Annotated in this window: 15 protein-coding genes; 10 read left to right on the forward strand and 5 right to left on the reverse strand. The window is 40.1% G+C overall.

Going from position 1 to position 16,727, the window contains the following annotated elements; all coding sequences use genetic code 11:
• Positions 1 to 27 precede the first annotated feature (27 nt).
• The gene (locus QL995_RS05820) at positions 28 to 2,280 is read left to right on the forward strand and encodes an EAL domain-containing protein (protein WP_007580604.1); all 2,253 of its coding nucleotides are present in this window, start codon (positions 28 to 30) and stop codon (positions 2,278 to 2,280) included.
• On the opposite strand, the gene QL995_RS05825 is transcribed toward QL995_RS05820, so the two are convergent.
• Both QL995_RS05825 and yeiP read right to left on the reverse strand, forming a co-directional pair.
• Entirely contained in the window at positions 2,277 to 2,471 is a 195-nt protein-coding gene (locus tag QL995_RS05825) for a hypothetical protein (RefSeq protein ID WP_007580601.1), read from the reverse strand. The genes QL995_RS05820 and QL995_RS05825 overlap by 4 nt on opposite strands.
• Positions 2,472 to 2,775: 304 nt before the next feature.
• Entirely contained in the window at positions 2,776 to 3,348 is a 573-nt protein-coding gene (gene yeiP / locus QL995_RS05830; protein WP_007580599.1) for an elongation factor P-like protein YeiP, read from the reverse strand.
• A gap of 194 nt (positions 3,349 to 3,542) precedes the next feature.
• Between yeiP and QL995_RS05835 the strand changes: the two genes are divergently transcribed.
• Entirely contained in the window at positions 3,543 to 3,929 is a 387-nt protein-coding gene (locus tag QL995_RS05835; protein ID WP_007580596.1) for an MmcQ/YjbR family DNA-binding protein, read from the forward strand.
• 36 nt (positions 3,930 to 3,965) lie between these two features.
• Here the strand turns inward: QL995_RS05835 and QL995_RS05840 are convergent, their stop codons facing one another.
• The 3 genes from QL995_RS05840 to fadI form a co-directional block, all read right to left on the reverse strand.
• Positions 3,966 to 4,475 carry a GNAT family N-acetyltransferase gene (locus QL995_RS05840; protein ID WP_024608906.1) on the reverse strand — a complete coding sequence of 170 codons (510 nt, stop codon included), beginning with the start codon at positions 4,473 to 4,475 and terminating at the stop codon, positions 3,966 to 3,968.
• 73 nt (positions 4,476 to 4,548) lie between these two features.
• Positions 4,549 to 6,756 (reverse strand): fatty acid oxidation complex subunit alpha FadJ, encoded by a 2,208-nt coding sequence (fadJ, locus tag QL995_RS05845; protein WP_007582011.1) that lies wholly within the window; start codon positions 6,754 to 6,756, stop codon positions 4,549 to 4,551.
• The gene (fadI, locus tag QL995_RS05850) at positions 6,756 to 8,066 is read right to left on the reverse strand and encodes an acetyl-CoA C-acyltransferase FadI (RefSeq protein WP_165743662.1); all 1,311 of its coding nucleotides are present in this window, start codon (positions 8,064 to 8,066) and stop codon (positions 6,756 to 6,758) included. The genes fadJ and fadI overlap by 1 nt, the downstream gene beginning before the upstream one ends.
• Positions 8,067 to 8,372: 306 nt before the next feature.
• Here fadI and QL995_RS05855 point away from each other — a divergent pair, with 306 nt between their 5' ends.
• The 8 genes from QL995_RS05855 (at position 8,373) to QL995_RS05890 (ending at position 16,644) form a co-directional block, all read left to right on the forward strand.
• Complete coding sequence (locus QL995_RS05855) at positions 8,373 to 9,329, forward strand: MoxR family ATPase (protein WP_290293667.1); 957 nt, start codon at positions 8,373 to 8,375, stop codon at positions 9,327 to 9,329.
• A gap of 3 nt (positions 9,330 to 9,332) precedes the next feature.
• Positions 9,333 to 10,277: a DUF58 domain-containing protein gene (locus QL995_RS05860; protein WP_010554656.1), complete on the forward strand. Its 945-nt coding sequence runs from the start codon at positions 9,333 to 9,335 to the stop codon at positions 10,275 to 10,277.
• Positions 10,278 to 10,279: 2 nt separating this feature from the next.
• On the forward strand, positions 10,280 to 10,714 hold the full coding sequence (locus QL995_RS05865; RefSeq protein WP_004335624.1) for a DUF4381 domain-containing protein: 435 nt from the start codon (positions 10,280 to 10,282) through the stop codon (positions 10,712 to 10,714).
• Positions 10,707 to 11,693, forward strand: a complete 987-nt coding sequence (locus QL995_RS05870) for a VWA domain-containing protein (RefSeq protein ID WP_290293672.1) — start codon at positions 10,707 to 10,709, stop codon at positions 11,691 to 11,693. Before QL995_RS05865 ends, QL995_RS05870 begins: the two co-directional genes overlap by 8 nt.
• A complete protein-coding gene (locus QL995_RS05875) occupies positions 11,693 to 13,621 on the forward strand; it encodes a VWA domain-containing protein (protein WP_290293674.1) in 1,929 nt (642 codons plus the stop codon). The genes QL995_RS05870 and QL995_RS05875 overlap by 1 nt, the downstream gene beginning before the upstream one ends.
• Complete coding sequence (locus tag QL995_RS05880) at positions 13,615 to 15,273, forward strand: BatD family protein (RefSeq protein ID WP_290293676.1); 1,659 nt, start codon at positions 13,615 to 13,617, stop codon at positions 15,271 to 15,273. Before QL995_RS05875 ends, QL995_RS05880 begins: the two co-directional genes overlap by 7 nt.
• Before the next feature lie 61 nt (positions 15,274 to 15,334).
• Complete coding sequence (locus QL995_RS05885) at positions 15,335 to 15,892, forward strand: sigma-70 family RNA polymerase sigma factor (RefSeq protein WP_032827217.1); 558 nt, start codon at positions 15,335 to 15,337, stop codon at positions 15,890 to 15,892.
• The gene (locus tag QL995_RS05890) at positions 15,892 to 16,644 is read left to right on the forward strand and encodes a DUF3379 family protein (RefSeq protein ID WP_007582005.1); all 753 of its coding nucleotides are present in this window, start codon (positions 15,892 to 15,894) and stop codon (positions 16,642 to 16,644) included. Before QL995_RS05885 ends, QL995_RS05890 begins: the two co-directional genes overlap by 1 nt.
• Positions 16,645 to 16,727: the final 83 nt, after the last annotated feature.

Here is a 16,727-nt window from a genome sequence, read left to right on the forward strand (position 1 = left end):
CATTTGTAAATTAGAAGTAATAAAAAAATGATAAAAATAATAATAAAACTAAGCATGCTTGTAGTACTTGCTTACTCATTTGAGCTTTTTGCCTTTGAGTCATCATTTAATTACAACTCCGACAATATACTTATACTAGCAAGCGCCATTATAGCGCTTGCTTTGCCCTACCTGTTATTTGTAATCCATAAACTTAGACGCTCACGCCGTCAACTCCGTCTTTCGGAAAAACGCCTTAAAAGTACTGTAGAAGGTAGCGGCGATACACTTTGGGACTGGAACATAAAAACAGGCGAAGTTATTCGTATTAACGATAAGTACTTAATGGATTCGACTACCTTAATGGGGTTTCCGCCAAACAAAGGCCTTATTCACCCTCACGATATTAATAACGTTGAGCACTTGTTAAAAGTACACTTTGCAGAGCAGTCTGCTTTTTTTGAAGCCACCTACCGAATCAAAGATACATTTGGTCGTTGGCATTGGGTACTCGATCGCGGAAAAATAATTGAAAAAGACGCCAACTTATCACCCCTTAGAATGACAGGTACCGTTCGCGATATATCACAGTTAAAATCAACGGAAGAGCGCTTAAACCTTTTTGCTAAATGTGTTGAATCACTCACTGACGCCTTAGCAATTTACGATAAAAACTTTAAACTGGTTGATATAAACCCGAGTTTTTTAACCTTGTTTGGTGGCGTACGCGAGCAATACTTAGGAAAAGATTTCAACCTATCTGGGTATGAGCCAAGCTACACAAACAGAATTATTGAAATAGTAAAAGAGCGCGAACATATCCAACAAGAAGTGAAGCTTCGTAATAGTGAGCGTGTTTTATTGCCTATAGAAATATCGATAGATGAAATTAAAAACGATCAAAATCAAATAACTAATTATGTCGTTGTTTATTCAGATTTAACAGAGCGTAAAAAAGCTGAATCGCAGTTACATAACTTATCGAATCGAGATCGCACAACTAGTCTGCCTAACCGAAATTTATTTTTTACTGATTTGCAAAAGCTAGTAAAGCTCAACTCGCATCACGCCTTGCTTGTATTCGATTTAGATAACTTTAAAAAAATAAATGACTCGTTAGGGCATCAACTAGGTGACAGCTTATTAGCTAAACTAGCAATGCGCTTAAATAAACTAACCCGCGAAAATGATGTATTTTATCGTTTAGGCGGCGATGAGTTTGCTCTTGTAATGTCTGACACTAACGACATACATGTAATTACACGTATGGCAAAACAGTTTTTAGCAGCCATTGCTACACCATTTAAAATGGCTGGCCACGAACTGGCAATCACCTCAAGTGTAGGCATTGTATTATTTCCAGAAGACGGTAATACCCCTGAACTGCTCCTAAAAAATGCAGATACCGCGATGTATCATGCTAAAAAGAAAGGTAATAGCTACCTATTTTTTAACGACACGATGAACCGTCAAGCCGTTAAACGACTGCAAATAGAAAACCTTATGCGCTTTGGTTTAAAAGAAGATCATTTTGAAGTGTACTACCAACCAAAAATGAATATTCGCACAGGCAAGCTAACCGGAATGGAAGCATTAGTGCGCTTTATTACACCCAAAAAGGGCATTATTAGCCCAGGCGTTTTTATACCCATAGCCGAGGAAACGGGCCAAATAATTGAAATTGGCGAAGTTGTATTAAACAAAGCCTGCAGAGACGTAAAAGAATGGCTAGATAGCGGTTTATTTAGCGGCCGAGTAGCTGTCAACTTATCAGCAAAGCAATTTAGCCTCCCCGATTTAACTTCTCGTATTGACGTTATTTTGCAAAAAAACGAATTACCTTCTTACTTTTTAGAGCTTGAAATAACAGAAGGTACTGTAATGGACGACCCTAAAGAAGCCATTGCAATTATGCGTTCGTTAAGTGCCCGAGGTATTCATTTAGCAATGGATGATTTTGGTACTGGTTATTCATCATTAGCGTATTTAAAGCAATTTCCGCTTAATACACTTAAAGTAGATAAAGCATTTATAGATGACATGACCAACGAACGTGGGCGTAATATGGTCGACTCAATAGTCACTATTGCGCATAACCTTGATTTGCATGTAGTTGCTGAAGGTGTAGAACAAGCTCATCAAATTGATATACTTAAAAAGCTTAATTGCGAAACAGTACAAGGTTATTACTATTCTAAGCCACTATCAAAAAGTGAATTTACTGAATTTTTAAAGCAGCAACAAACTAAAGCAGCTCCAAGCTTAATTAGAAAAAATAAAAATGTGGCGTCAATAAATTAAGGGCGCCATATACATGCATTTATACCTACATTTCTTACTAAAGCACGACGATAATGTAGATTAAACAAGCACCAGGCCACAGGCCCAAGTAAACCGCCTAAAATAAGCCATCGCTTAATTGGCATACCTTTTTTAATGGCTTCTAAATACATTAAAGCTATAAATGCACTGCTTAGTAAAACTATAAACAAAATTACCCTTTAAAGTTGCTCAAAAATACGGCGCTTATTCTAACGCTAACGTGATTAAATTTAAAGCAACAAATCCCCCGCACGCACAAAAAAGCCGAAGCTGTTAAACACAGATTCGGCTTTTAAAATTATAATTTATACCAATCTGCTTATATATGGGGTCTATTTAACGTTAAGAAAATTACGCTAGAACTAGGCAAAAGTTTTTATATCTAGTTGTTCTAAATAAAAAACTTTTAACGACGTTATAGTGCAATTTAATTCGTTAAATTGATCAAAGATTTATGCAGGTTGGTATTGCAAGTTACTTTTCAGCACGACCCATAAATTTGTGTTCAACAGTATTAATACGGATACGGTCACCTGTTGAAATATGCTCTGGCACAGAAATATTTAAGCCAGTAGACATACGTGCAGGTTTTGAACGAGCACTCGCAGATGCACCTTTGATAGATGGGTCTGTTTCTTCAACAACAAGTTCAACACTTGACGGTAAATCAAGCCCTACTGGCGCGCCATCAATAACAATTACGTGTACGCCTTGTGTTTCTTCATTAACAAATAAAATTTCTTCGCTAATAGCATCTTTGCTTAAGTTATAAGGCGTGTAATCTTCATTATCCATGAACACATACTCGTCACCATCAATGTACGATAGCATTACTTCACGGCGTGTTAAATCAGCCAGCGTTAGCATGTCACTGTCTTTGAATGTTTCGTCAACTTTACCACCGGTTACCACATCGTATAAACGCATACGGTATAAACTACCACCAGCACGACCTTGCGGCACAGAGCGCACAATATCTTTTACAACTAAAACGCGGCCATTGAAGTCAATAGCAGTACCTTTTTTAACATCACTCGCCTTTGGCATGTGTGAATTCCTATTATTTTTTTGATTGCCAGAAACATACCACGAACTGGATTTTGTTCAACTAAAATTACGTTGGTTTTACGCTACATGTTGTATTAGCTTGTAAAATTTTAATTTATACTAAAATACATATAATCAAATGTGAAAAAAACTGCTATGGTAGCTTTACCGAGTATGACTTCAAGGAATGGATCATGGACCAGAAAAAAGTACATGAGTATTTAGTTAAAAAACCACTTGTTCAGGTTACAAAACCATTTGCGCAAGAGGTTGATGTATATAAAGTGAATCATAAAATGTTTGCGACTCTTGCTATTGGCAATGACGGTCAAACTAATGATGATGGTGAGGTTATTTGGTGGCTTAACTTAAAGTGCGATCCTGATGAAGCAATATCATTGCGTGATATTTTCCCGGCAGTGATCCCTGGTTACCATATGAATAAACGCTTATGGAACACAGTAATTTTAGACGGCACAATTCCACAAGGTGAAATTGAGAGAATGATTGATAACTCATTTAATTTAGTCGTAGAAAACATGCCAGAAAAAGACCGAAAAGCTATTTCACTTCACTTGTAAACACTTTTTGGGCTAGGCTACTAGCCCATTAAAATCCTACACCTTAAGCGTATAAATTAAATCGTCATATAACTTTTCGCCTATTGTATGCACTTTAAAAAGTGTATCGGTATGGGTTAAACCGCACTTACCAAGCACCTTTTCAGAACCAATATTGCCACGCGTTACGACTGCTTTAAACTGCCTAATACCACATTCTTTCCAAGCCCAGTCAATCACAGCTCTTAGGGATTCTGTCGCGTAGCCTTTATTAAAATACTCTGGCAGTAATAAATAACCAAGCTCTGCGGTTTCTCCGTCATAGGCAAAACCTGTAACACCCACAGGTTGTTTTGTTTGATTATTAATAATGAGTAAACACAGGGGATGACGTGATTTAGCATTCCACTTAGGCAAGCGTATCTCAAAGCGGTTTCTTACCAGTGACTCCATTGGCATATCAAAACAATACTTAAGGACTTGAGGATCGCGATGAAGCGCTAGAAAAAGAGGCCAATCAGATTCTTCCATTTGGTACATGCTCAATCTTTGTGTAAATAATGTCATTAAGCTCCTCATTTATTTATAAAAACTATAAAAAAACCGCATTTAAATGCGGTTTTTTTAGATAGCAGAAACTTTATTCTTTCGTTTCAATCTCTTTAATAACTTCAGGCTCAGTTACACTTTGCTCTTGTGACTCAGTGCTTTGTACTTCAGGAGCTACAACCTCAACATGTGTTGCGTTATAAAAAGTAGCACCAGAGCTTGCCATTGTTACCAGTGATTCACATGGTGCAAAGTTAGCATCGCTGTTAGCTAATGTAGACATATCAGAGCTTATTTTACTCGCGCCTAATTTATCCATATAGCTAAACGGGCCACCTAAAAATGGTGGAAAACCAATACCAAATATTGCACCGATGTCGCCATCACGTGGGCTGGCAATAATGCCATCATCTAAACAGCGTACTGCTTCGTTAAGCATTTGCGATACACAACGCTTAGCAATTTCGCTCTTGTTTAAACGTGGAGCCGGGGTAACACCCAATAGTTCGTAAACTGACTCATCAACCTTTTTGCCTTTTTTATCGTATTCATAAAAACCACGACCAGACTTACGGCCAAGGCGTTTTGAATCAATCATACGCATAAATGCATCAGGGCCTTTAAAACGCTCGCCTAATTCTTTTTCAAGAATTGGGGCAATTTTAGAGCCAATATCAATACCTACTTCATCAAGTAGAGCCAGCGGGCCTACCGGAAAACCAAACTCAACAAGCGCTGCATCAATCTTTTCAATTGGCTCGCCTGCAAGCATCAAATTAGCAGCTTCGTTTAAGTAAGGCGCTAAAATACGGTTGACGTAAAAACCGGCCATGTCTTTTACAACAATTGGCGTTTTGCCTTGCTTACGTGCAAAGTTAACAACGCGGGCAATGGTCTCTTGAGATGTACCTTCGTGTGGAATAATTTCCACTAATGGCATTTTTTCCACTGGTGAAAAGTAATGCAAGCCAATTACATTTTCAGGACGTGCTGCCTGCGCTGCAATTTGCGATATTGGTAATGATGACGTGTTACTTGCAAAAATTGTATTTGCTTGGCATTGCTGCTCTACGTCTGCAACCATACCTTGCTTAAGTGCAAGGTCTTCAAACACCGCTTCTATTACTAAATCAATGTGTTTAAAGCCACTGTAGTCAGTTGTACCTGTAATACGGTTCATCGTTAACTGCACATCAGCTTTAGACATAATACGACGCTTAAGACGCTTATCTAAAATTTTATAGGTGTAGCTCATTGCATTACTAATGCCCTGCTCTGCTACATCTTTAATACGTACCGGTACTTTAGCTTTAACAGCACTTACGTGCGCAATGCCTGCGCCCATTAGTCCACCACCTAAAACAGCAGTTTTGCTTATTGCGGGTGCGTCATCATTGCGCCACTCTTTTTTCATTTCAGTGGTTGCAAAGAAAATACCGCGAAGCGCTTTCGATTCGTCACTCATTACAAGTGTTGCAAAGCTTTCAGCTTCTGTTTTATACGCTTTTAGCTCATCAAGCTCTACACTAGCTCGCACTGCTTTAATAATAGCTAGTGGTGCTGGGTAGTGCCCGCCCGTTTTTTTAAGTACGTTTTCTTTTGCTTTTTTAAAGATAAAGTTACGACCAAACGGGTTTGACTCTAGTAATTTACTAATATTGTCGAGCTTTGGCTCTTTTGCTTGTGGCTTTTTCTTAGTCGCAAATTCTTTTGCAACTTTTAGCAGCACACTGTGCGGTACACAGTCATCAAGCACACCTGCTTTTTTAGCTTGCGTAGGGCGAATCTGTTTACCTGTTAGCATCCACTCTAGTGCTTTTTGAATACCAACAATTTTAGTTAAGCGTTGGGTGCCGCCGCCACCAGGAAGTAAACCAAGTTGCACTTCTGGTAAGCCAATTTTTGTTAAATCACTGTCGGTACCAACACGGTAATCACATGCTAAAGCAAACTCTAAACCACCACCTAATGCAGCGCCATGAATCGCACTTACTGTTGTGTATGGCAATTTTGTCATATCAAAAAACGCTTGATGACATAGCTCGCTAATAGCTAAAGCATCTTCACGCTTTTGAACGCTATCGAGCATTTTTACATCGGCGCCAGCAATAAAGTTATCGCTTTTTCCGCTTATAAATACCATGCCTTTTACATTTTGCGACTTAGCGTCTTCTAGTAACGCTTTTAAATCATCGGCAAAACTGCTGCGCAGGGTATTCATTTTCTCACCCGGCACATCAATCGTTACCACGGCGATTTTATTTTCATCTACCGCTAAATTAAATACTGAATCTGTCATTACGCGCTCTCCAATACAAAGGCTGCACCTAAACCACCAGCAGCACACGCTGTTGTTAATGCTAAACCGCCACCACGACGTTTAAGCTCGTGTAAGCTTTGCGTAATTAAGCGTGCACCTGTCGCTGCAAATGGGTGACCATATGCTAAAGAGCCGCCGTTAACGTTAAACTTATCCATGTTAATTTCGCCAATTGCTTTGCTGCGACCTAAATGCTCTTGTGCAAATTTGTCTGAAGCAAACATTTTCATATTGGCAAGTGTTTGCGATGCAAACGCTTCGTGCATTTCAATTAAATCTAAATCAGCAAGCGTAATACCCGCTCTATCTAGTGCAATAGGCGTTGAATGAGCTGGGCCCATTAACATGTCTTTTTCTACGCCAATTGCCGAAAATGCAAAGCTACGTACGTAACCTAGTATTTCGTAGCCCAGTGCTTTTGCTTTGCTTTCGCTCATCATAAGTACGGCCGCTGCACCATCAGTTAATGGTGTTGCATTTGCCGCGGTAACAGTACCGTGCTGACGGTCAAAAACAGGTTTAAGCTTGGCGTAGCCTTCAACCGTTGAGTTTTTACGAATGTTGTTATCTTCTGAAATAAAGCTTTTATATGGCGGTAAATGCGCCGTCATTACTTCATCTTTTAACTTTCCATCAGCCCATGCTTGCGTTGCAAGTGAGTGAGAACGATGCGCTAACGCATCTTGATCTTCACGGCTAATATTATGTGTTTTAGCCATTTGCTCAGCAGTTTGCCCCATTGAAAGGCCTGTTGAGTACTCTGCAACTGCAGGAGGCACTGGTAATAAATCTTTTAAGCGCAGTTTTGAAAATATTTTTAAGCGTTGACCAAGCGAACGCGCTTTATTTAAATCAACTAAGCTGCCTGCTAGCTTTTTACTAACACCAATTGGCAGTACTGATGACGAATCTGCGCCGCCTGCAATACCTACACTTACAGATCCCGCCATAATAGACTCAGCTACATTAGCAATAGCCTGAAAGCTGGTAGCACATGCGCGCGATACAGAATATGCATCAACCGATACCGGCATACCTGTGCCCAATACAATTTCACGTGCAATATTTGGCGCTTCTGGCATTTGTACTACTTGACCAAATACAAGTTGATCAATTTCTGACTTGTTGAAATTTAATCGTTCAAGCATTTCGTTAACCACCAATTTACCCATATCAAGTGCAGGTACATGGTGAAACGCTGTTGCTTGCTTTGCAAAAGGTGTACGTAAGCCGCTAACTATGGCAATACGGTCGCCCTTTGGTGTTTTTAGTATGTTTTGCTCAGACATTTATGCTCTCCCGCTGACAGGTCTGACCTGTTTGTTTTCCTCGATTCTAAACAACCCGTGTACTAAAGCCAATAGATAAACACAAATTTATATAAATAGTGTTTAATTACGACTATCACAATAGGCTTTTTTAGACGCATTTACAAAGTTTTGTGGTACGCTAAAAATCGTTAAAAAATAACGAACTATTTTAAAAAATACAGTCTAACTCTTGAGTTACCCAATTATAAACCTTATAAATAGGTCAGTATTTATCACCTAACACTATTAGGTACAAACCCAGCTGACGAGGACAGTCCACTTATTATGGCAGCTAACGCATTTTCACAATTAAAAACGTACTTAGATACACAAATCATTGGCCAGCCAGAGCTTACACAAGCGCTACTTATTGCTATTTTAGCTGATGGTCACTTATTAGTAGAAGGCCCTCCTGGGCTTGCAAAAACACGTGCAGTTAATGCACTTGCTAAAGGTATTGAAGGATCGTTTCAGCGCGTACAATTTACGCCAGACTTATTACCGGCTGATGTAACAGGTACCGATATTTACCGCCAACAAACTAGCGAGTTTGTATTTGAAAAAGGCCCTCTTTTTCACAACCTAATTTTAGCTGACGAAATTAACCGTGCACCAGCCAAAGTACAATCAGCACTATTAGAAGCCATGGCAGAGCGCCAAGTGACCGTGGGTAAAAACACTTATCCGCTTAGCGAACTATTTTTAGTTATGGCAACACAAAACCCGCTAGAGCAAGAAGGGACTTATCCGTTACCAGAAGCCCAGCTGGATCGTTTTTTACTGCACCTAAGTATTGGTTACCCTGGCGCAGAGCATGAGCTTGATATACTACGTTTAACACGCGGCGAAGCGCTTAACGAGCAACAACCAGTAATGCAAAAAATTAGTCAAAGCGATTTATTTGCAGCTCGTAAAGAAATATTAGGCCTTTATTTAGCAGAGCCGCTTGAGCAATATTTAGTACAACTTATTATTGCCACCCGTGAAGGCGCTAAATTAGATGCGCAACTAGGTAGCTGGGTTGAATTTGGTGCAAGTCCGCGTGCAACAATAGCACTTGATAAATGTGCTCGTGCTCATGCATGGCTTCAAGGCCGTGACTTTGTAGCACCTGATGACATTCAAGCTGTTGTGCATAACGTACTGCGTCATCGCATTATTTTAAGTTACGAAGCCCAAGCCGATGGCATTACTAAAGATCAAGTAATAAGCCGTATAGTTGAACTTGTAGCCGTACCATAAGTTATGCAAAAACAATTAGAATCCCAAGCATGGCTCAAACAGAGCCATAGCCACGGTGTTAATTTAGCACTCAAAGAGCTGATGTATTACAAAGCCAAAGCGCAATTGCTTGAACTTGCCCCTAAGGTAAAAATAAAAAATACCTTAACAGGGCAATACCTTGCACCGCACAAAGGCCGAGGAATGGAATTTGCCGAAGTGCGACATTATCAGCAAGGTGACGATATTCGCTCTATTGATTGGCGAGTTACTGCGCGTACCGGCGAGACTCACACAAAGCTCTTTCAAGAAGAAAAAGAGCGCCCTGTGTTTGTATTTACTGATTTTTCTAACTCAATGCTGTTTGGTTCAAAGTTACTATTAAAGTCGGTGCAAGCTGCGCATATAAGCGCTCTTGTTGCATGGTCGGCGTGTCAGCGCGGCGATAGAATTGGCGGTATTGTGTTTAATCAGCACTCGCATTTGGAGCTAAAGCCCAGCGCCCGTGAAAAAGCAGTCCTTAAGCTTTGTCATAATTTATGCGACAACCACCAGCAAGCGCTCAACAATATTGATAAAACAGCCCCTAACAACTTTAGCGATAACCTAAAGCGCCTTAATCATTTAGCAAAACCAGGCAGCTTAGTGTATTTGGTGTCTGATTTTAATGCTCTGGATGATGCCAGCTTTAAGCAACTCGAAATATTAAGCCGCCACTGCGAGCTGATTGGTTGCCATATAAGCGATCCATTTGAGCATCAGTTACCTGCGTTTAAGCAAGCCGTTACTGTTAATGCAAATGGTCAAGACTTTGCCCTACCATTAATGGATAACAGCTTTAGAGAACGCTTTGCTAAAAATGCTGAGCAAGCATTTAGTACGCGCTTTAATCGCTTAACTAAATCGGGTCTTAATTTAATATCATTCAATGCAGCAACACCGCTTGAGCTGCAATTAGTGAGAAAATAACCATGCAAACCAATCCACTCGATGGCCTGCACGATATAATAGCGCCAAGCCAAGTTAATTGGTGGCCACTCGCCCCTGCTTGGTGGGTTATTATTGCACTGCTGTTTTTAGCACTGTGCGCAGCTATTTATATATTTTACAAAAAACATAAATTTAAAAAGCCTAAACGCTACGCAATACAATTGAGCCAAAGTGAGCAAAATCCTCAGCAACTGCATATTATTTTAAAACGTTTAGTGATTGAATATTACGACAAGCGCCTTGCTGCGCAATCTACCTCTAAATGGTGCACAACACTTAATACACTCACCGGTTTGAGCTTTACAGAACAAGAAATACTAAGCTTGTATAACCCCAGCCAAAAAGATACAACACTGTGCGAAAAATTTCGCCAAGGTATTAAGCAATTTAAAATAAAGGAGTCAGTAAATGTTTGAATTTAGCTGGCCATGGTTATTTTTATTAATACCCTTACCTTTATTACTTTTACTATTAAAACCCGCAGCAAGTAATGCCAGTACGCGTTTACGTATACCCAGTTTTGCAAAGCACAATTTAACCAGTCAAAGCATTGAGCCACACGCACGACGTTTAAATCCTTTCGAGTGGGTAATTTGGTTATTACTTGTTACTGCCGCTGCCAATCCAACATGGTTAGATGAGCCAATCTCATTACCAAATGAAGGGGGCGATATAATGTTAGCAGTTGACTTATCAGGCTCAATGACCGAACAAGACATGGCTTACAATGGCCAATATGTTGACCGCCTTACCATGGTAAAAGCCGTACTCAGTGATTTTATAGAGCAGCGTCAAGGCGACAGGCTTGGGCTGATATTATTTGGCGACACCGCGTTTTTACAAACCCCGCTCACGCGCGACGTTAAAACAGTAAGTAAAATGCTCAGTGAAGCGCAAATTGGTTTAGTAGGACGCGCAACAGCCATTGGTGATGCATTGGGTCTTTCGGTAAAACGCTTTGCCAATAAAGATGAGAGTAACCGTATTGTGGTGCTATTAACCGACGGACAAAATACCGCGGGCAATTTAAACCCAGAAGATGCACTACTGCTAGCCCGCGAGGAAGGTATTAAAGTGTACACCATTGGCGTTGGCTCAGATAATCCGCGCGGCTTTAGCCTCTTTAATATGGGTGGCTCTAGTGGCAGTAGTTTAGATGAAAGCTTACTTAAAAAGATTGCCGAGCAAACTGGCGGATTATACTTTAGGGCCAAAGATGTAGCAGGCCTTCAACAAATTTATGCAGAGCTTGATAAACTTGAACCTATTAGCGCTGATGAACAAACATTTCGCCCACAAAGCTCATTATTTTACTACCCGTTACTTATCGCTATTTTACTTATTAGCTTAAAAGTAATGCTGAGTACACTGCGTGCATTAAAGGAGCCAAACTAATGGATTTTGAATTTATTCGCCCCGCTCTTTTATGGTTACTCATACCTGCTGTGGCATTATTTTTTGTCGCCTTAATTAAGCATAAAAAAACCACCAGTGAGCAGCTAATTGCACCGCATTTAGCACAATTTATAATGAGCGAAGCAAACACTAAAGCCAGCCAGCCACTTTGGTTAGTTGCTTTGTTTTGCAGCCTTGGCATTTTATTTAGTGCTGGGCCTAGCTTTGAGAAAAAACAAGTTCCTGTATTTCAAAGTAAAAGTGCCCGTGTAATTGTTATGGATATGTCGTACTCAATGTACAGCACCGATATTTTACCAAATCGTTTAATGCAATCACGCTTTAAAGCGCTTGATATGATTGAGCTATTTAAAGAAGGTGATACCGCGCTTGTAGCTTACGCAGGCACGGCCTATATAATATCGCCACTAACAAACGACGCCACAACACTTAGTAATTTAATTCCAAGCTTAAGCCCTGAAATAATGCCAGACAAAGGCTCAAACGTTTTAGCCGGTCTTGATATGGCCAAAGAGCTATTAACGCAAGCGGGTTATATTGATGGCGACATTATTTTAGTGACCGACGGTATTGACCAGCAAGAACAAAGCGACGTGAGTAGCTTTACCAGTAACACCCAATATAGATTAAATATATATGGCGTGGGTACCGCTCAAGGCGCTCCAATTAAGTTACCTGAAGGTGGTTTTTTGAAAGACAGATACGGCCAAATTGTAGTACCTACTCTCAATGCCAGTCAGCTTAAAAATTTAGCATCGAGCAGTGGTGGTAAATTTGCTAGTTACCAGCCTAGTAATAACGACATAAATACGTTTGCCCCAAATGCACAGAGTGAATTATTGAAAGACGAAAAACAAAGCCACGCACTTTGGCGAATAGATGCAGGTATATACGGACTCTTGTTATTACTGCCATTTGGCTTGTATTTATTTAGACGCGCTGCCTTGCTGGGGGCTTTTTTAGCCTTTAGCTTTTTACCGCAGCAAAATGCGTATGCCGTAGAGCTTCCTACTCTTTTGCAAAATGCAGATCAACGTGCATTAGAGGCTTACAAAAATAAAGAATACGATGCAGCAACACAGGCGCAATCGAGTGAGTTAAAAGGCGCGGCGCTTTACCAGCAAGGTAATTTTGATGCTGCACTTAATGAGTTTAGTAATGATAAGTCGGCTACCGGTTTATACAACTACGGTAATGCCCTCGCCAAAGCTGGCAAGCTTGAGGACGCCATTGAAGCCTACAAACAAGCCCAAACCTTACAAGACGACTTTACACAAGCAGCTGACAACCAAGCTTTAGTTGAACAATTACTCAATCAACAAGAGCAACAAAACCAGCAAGATCAGCCAAGTGACGGCGATGACTCTCAAGACCAAGATGATAGCCAGAAAAAAGATGATCAAAACCAAGGGCAAAATTCTGATGAGTCAAAACAGGATAAGCAACAAAATGGTGATAAAAGCGATTCTGAAAAAGGCGAAAACGAAAGTCAAAGCTCAAGCGATGAAAAATCTGATAAAGAGTCTGAACAATCAAAAGATCAACAAGGTGAGCCTGGCGAGCAATCAGACAAGCAAAATGAACCTGATATGCAAGCTCAGCCACAAAGTGAGCAAGGGCAAAATAAAGACGCTGACCAGCCTCAAGACGAGCAGCAACAAAGTAAGCCACAAACAATGAGTGAGCAACCTGCTACTGATGAGCAAAAACAAAATGCTCAGCAACAAGCTATGCAAGCTCAAGCAAGTGAGCTCACTAATGAAGAAAAAGAAAAAGCACAACAGCTTAATCAACTACTTAGAAAAGTCCCGGACGATCCGGCTATTTTATTACGGAATAAAATGCAATTAGAAGCCCAAAAAAGACAATATAAACGTCGCCCTACAGGAGTCGAAAAATCATGGTAATGCGATTATTTTGCTGTTTATTGCTATTAAGTGCGATGCCTTCGTGGGCTGCCACCAAATTAGAAGCCAGCGTAGATAAAAACCCTGTTTTAGCGGGTGAATTTTTTATGCTTAATATATCCGTAGACGATACAGTTAAGGGCGAGCAACCAGACACCTCATCGCTGTTAAAAGACTTTGTGGTAGGCCCAACAAGCTTAAGTTCTCGTACCAACATTATTAATGGCAGCATTAATAAACAAACCACGTGGTCAGTTAAATTAATGACCCGTGCAGAGGGTGATTACACTATTCCGGCATTTAGCGTTGCAGGGTTAACCTCACAGCCTATTAAATTAAAAGTGGCAAAACGCTCAGTTGATGCAGATAAAAATAACGAAATATTTTTAAAAACGTCGCTCTCGAGTAATTCATTGTTTGTCCAAGAAGCCGGTGTTTACACTATTAAGCTTTACCTTGCCAAAGAACTGCTTGATGGCAGCTTAAGCACACCAAGTATGGAAGATGCTCAGCTAACCCAATTGGGTAAGCAAACTGAAAGCTATGAGCTTGTTGATGGTAAACGCTACCTTGTTATTACTCGCGAGTATTTGATTCAGCCACAAAAGAGTGGTGCGTACACTATTGCAGGCCCCGCTTTTCAAGGGCGAGTACAACAAAATTATCGTCAATTAGAAGTATCAGCTCTTGGCGACGATCAGCAAATAGAAATTAAACCAATTCCGAGTGATTATAAAGGTGCATGGTTACCAAGCGAGCTGGTTAGTCTTGATGAAGAATGGCAACCTAACGACAACACCGTAGAAGTAGGTACGCCTATAACACGTACTATTACACTTACTGCGCTTGGAGTTACAAAAGAGCAATTACCTGAAATCTCTATGCCTACCATTGATGGCATACGCAGCTACCCTGATAAAAAAGAAAATAACAATGCAGTACGTGACGGACGCGTTGTATCGCAGCAAACGGCATCATATGCATTACTGCCGCAAAAACCAGGTACTTACACTTTACCTGAAATACAGCTGCCTTGGTTTAATACTAAAATGAACCGTATTAGCGTAGCTACATTACCAAAGCGCACTATAACGGTAACGCCAAGTAGTACCGCACCTAATACCGCCGTGGCAAACCCACAATCAAACCCAAACAATTTACCTGCTATTGAAAATATTTCGAATGAAGCGACAGGCACACAACGTATTGAAACTAAAAGTGATACTCCTCTTTGGTTAATAGTTGTTGCCGCTTTAGGGTATATTTTATGGATTGGTACTGTAATTTTTTACTTAATGACCCGTTCTACTAAAAATACGACTGAGAAATTACAACCAAACAACCGTGATATTTCTCAGCCGAGCTTAAATGAGCTTAAAACGCTCGCTAAAACACACGATGTGAAAGCTTTTTACACCGCATTAAATAGTTTTTCTGTAAAGGTGACTCACAAAAATGTTGGCGCTATTGATGAGCTTTGCGTCCGCGTAAAGAGCAGCGAGCTTAATGGCCTCATTAGCCAATTGCAGGCACAACTTTATAGTAATAAAGGCGCAAACACGGATCTTAATGCTATTATTAAAATTCTTGAGAACTATCAAACTCAAGCATCAAAGTCGCAACAAGCTGTATTAAAAGACCTTTATGATTAATAACTACGATACTCAGGTCTTTTTTTGCAATAAATAATAATTTTTAATTAAAAAAGTGCTTATGCTTGGAAAGAAAAAATCAAACAATCAGGTCTTAATCGATATGGCAGAGAAACAAAAGCGTTATGAAGCCTTGGTCCACGTTTACAATAAAGAGCTTTATCGCTTTGCTTATTGGTTATGCCGTGATCCGCACATAGCAGATGATTTAGTACAAGAAACGTTTTTACGCGCGTGGCGTTCTCTCGACTCTTTACTTGATCAAAAGGCAGCTAAACCTTGGCTGCTTACTATATTACGAAGAGAAAATGCGCGCCGATTTGAACGTAAACAGTTTGATTACAGCGACGTAGAAAACGATACGCTTGTTGATGAAACCAGCCACTCATTAGATGATGAAATGGAGCAAACGGTTATCCAACGCCAGATTGCCCTGCTATCTGATGAATACCGAGAGCCATTATTACTACAAGTTGTAATGGGCTGCTCTGGCGAAGAGATCGCAGGCATACTTAATTTAAATAAAAACACGGTAATGACTCGTTTATACCGTGCCCGAAATCAACTTAAAGAGGCTTTAAGCCGTGATGATGAACAACTTAAAGGGGCATCAAAATAATGGATGAACTTGAGTTTCGTCGCCGCACTATTGCGCAGCCAAACGACATTGACAAGGAGCTCATGGAGTTTGCTAACAATAACCCAGAGCGACAAAGTTTTATTAACGATATGAAAGATTTTGATAAATTTATTCAAGACTCTTTAGATATACCTGTGCCTGAAAACCTTGCAGACCGCATTCTTTTAAACACATCGTTAAAAGAAAAAGCACTACAAGAAGAGCAAGCAACAGGAAAAAATGTAGTTGATGCCCGCTCGCGTTTTAAGCTTGACCGCGTGCATCTTGCATTAGCTGCATCTTTTGTAGTGGCTATTAGTGCCTTCTTTTTTAGTACAGAGCAAAATATTGCACACGAAGCGGGTGAGCATGCGCTTGCCCATGTGTACTACGAAATTAGTGCGCTTGATAAAAAAGAGCCCATTAGCCTACAAAGCGTTAACGACAAGCTTGCAGTATTAGGTGGTCATCTTGATGAGCTTCCTGGTGATGTAACTTACGCTATGTTTTGTGATTTTAAAGGCGAAAAAGGGCTACATTTGATATTTGAGTCTGACTTTGGTCCTATGACGGTATTTATAGTGCCTTCTGAAAATAAATCATTTGGTTTTGGCGATGATAATTTCAAAGACGAGCGCTTTGAAGGTCATATTAACCGAGGCTCACAAGCAGATACTATTTTAGTGGCAAGTGTTGGAGCACCTCTAAATACTTATAACGAACGCGTTACTGGCGCTATTCGTTGGCTTTAAAATAAACAAATTTACCGCTTAGTCCCTACTAAGCGGTTTTTTGATTATGTACCCACCAACAAACCTTTTCTTTTATACCCAAA

It is taken from the genome of Pseudoalteromonas sp. APC 3358, assembly GCF_030408075.1.
GTDB lineage: Bacteria > Pseudomonadota > Gammaproteobacteria > Enterobacterales > Alteromonadaceae > Pseudoalteromonas > Pseudoalteromonas arctica.

Excerpts from the sequence above, each read along its gene's own strand:
- QL995_RS05865 (WP_004335624.1), top strand. The coding sequence starts at position 10,280 with ATGCAAACCAATCCACTCGATGGCCTGCACGATATAATAGCGCCAAGC.
- fadJ (WP_007582011.1), bottom strand. The coding sequence starts at position 6,756 with ATGACAGATTCAGTATTTAATTTAGCGGTAGATGAAAATAAAATCGCC.
- QL995_RS05860 (WP_010554656.1), top strand. The coding sequence starts at position 9,333 with ATGCAAAAACAATTAGAATCCCAAGCATGGCTCAAACAGAGCCATAGC.
- yeiP (WP_007580599.1), bottom strand. The coding sequence starts at position 3,348 with ATGCCAAAGGCGAGTGATGTTAAAAAAGGTACTGCTATTGACTTCAAT.
- QL995_RS05855 (WP_290293667.1), top strand. The coding sequence starts at position 8,373 with ATGGCAGCTAACGCATTTTCACAATTAAAAACGTACTTAGATACACAA.
- QL995_RS05880 (WP_290293676.1), top strand. The coding sequence starts at position 13,615 with ATGGTAATGCGATTATTTTGCTGTTTATTGCTATTAAGTGCGATGCCT.
- QL995_RS05840 (WP_024608906.1), bottom strand. The coding sequence starts at position 4,475 with ATGACATTATTTACACAAAGATTGAGCATGTACCAAATGGAAGAATCT.
- QL995_RS05890 (WP_007582005.1), top strand. The coding sequence starts at position 15,892 with ATGGATGAACTTGAGTTTCGTCGCCGCACTATTGCGCAGCCAAACGAC.
- QL995_RS05885 (WP_032827217.1), top strand. The coding sequence starts at position 15,335 with ATGCTTGGAAAGAAAAAATCAAACAATCAGGTCTTAATCGATATGGCA.
- fadI (WP_165743662.1), bottom strand. The coding sequence starts at position 8,066 with ATGTCTGAGCAAAACATACTAAAAACACCAAAGGGCGACCGTATTGCC.
- QL995_RS05835 (WP_007580596.1), top strand. The coding sequence starts at position 3,543 with ATGGACCAGAAAAAAGTACATGAGTATTTAGTTAAAAAACCACTTGTT.
- QL995_RS05870 (WP_290293672.1), top strand. The coding sequence starts at position 10,707 with ATGTTTGAATTTAGCTGGCCATGGTTATTTTTATTAATACCCTTACCT.
- QL995_RS05820 (WP_007580604.1), top strand. The coding sequence starts at position 28 with ATGATAAAAATAATAATAAAACTAAGCATGCTTGTAGTACTTGCTTAC.
- QL995_RS05875 (WP_290293674.1), top strand. The coding sequence starts at position 11,693 with ATGGATTTTGAATTTATTCGCCCCGCTCTTTTATGGTTACTCATACCT.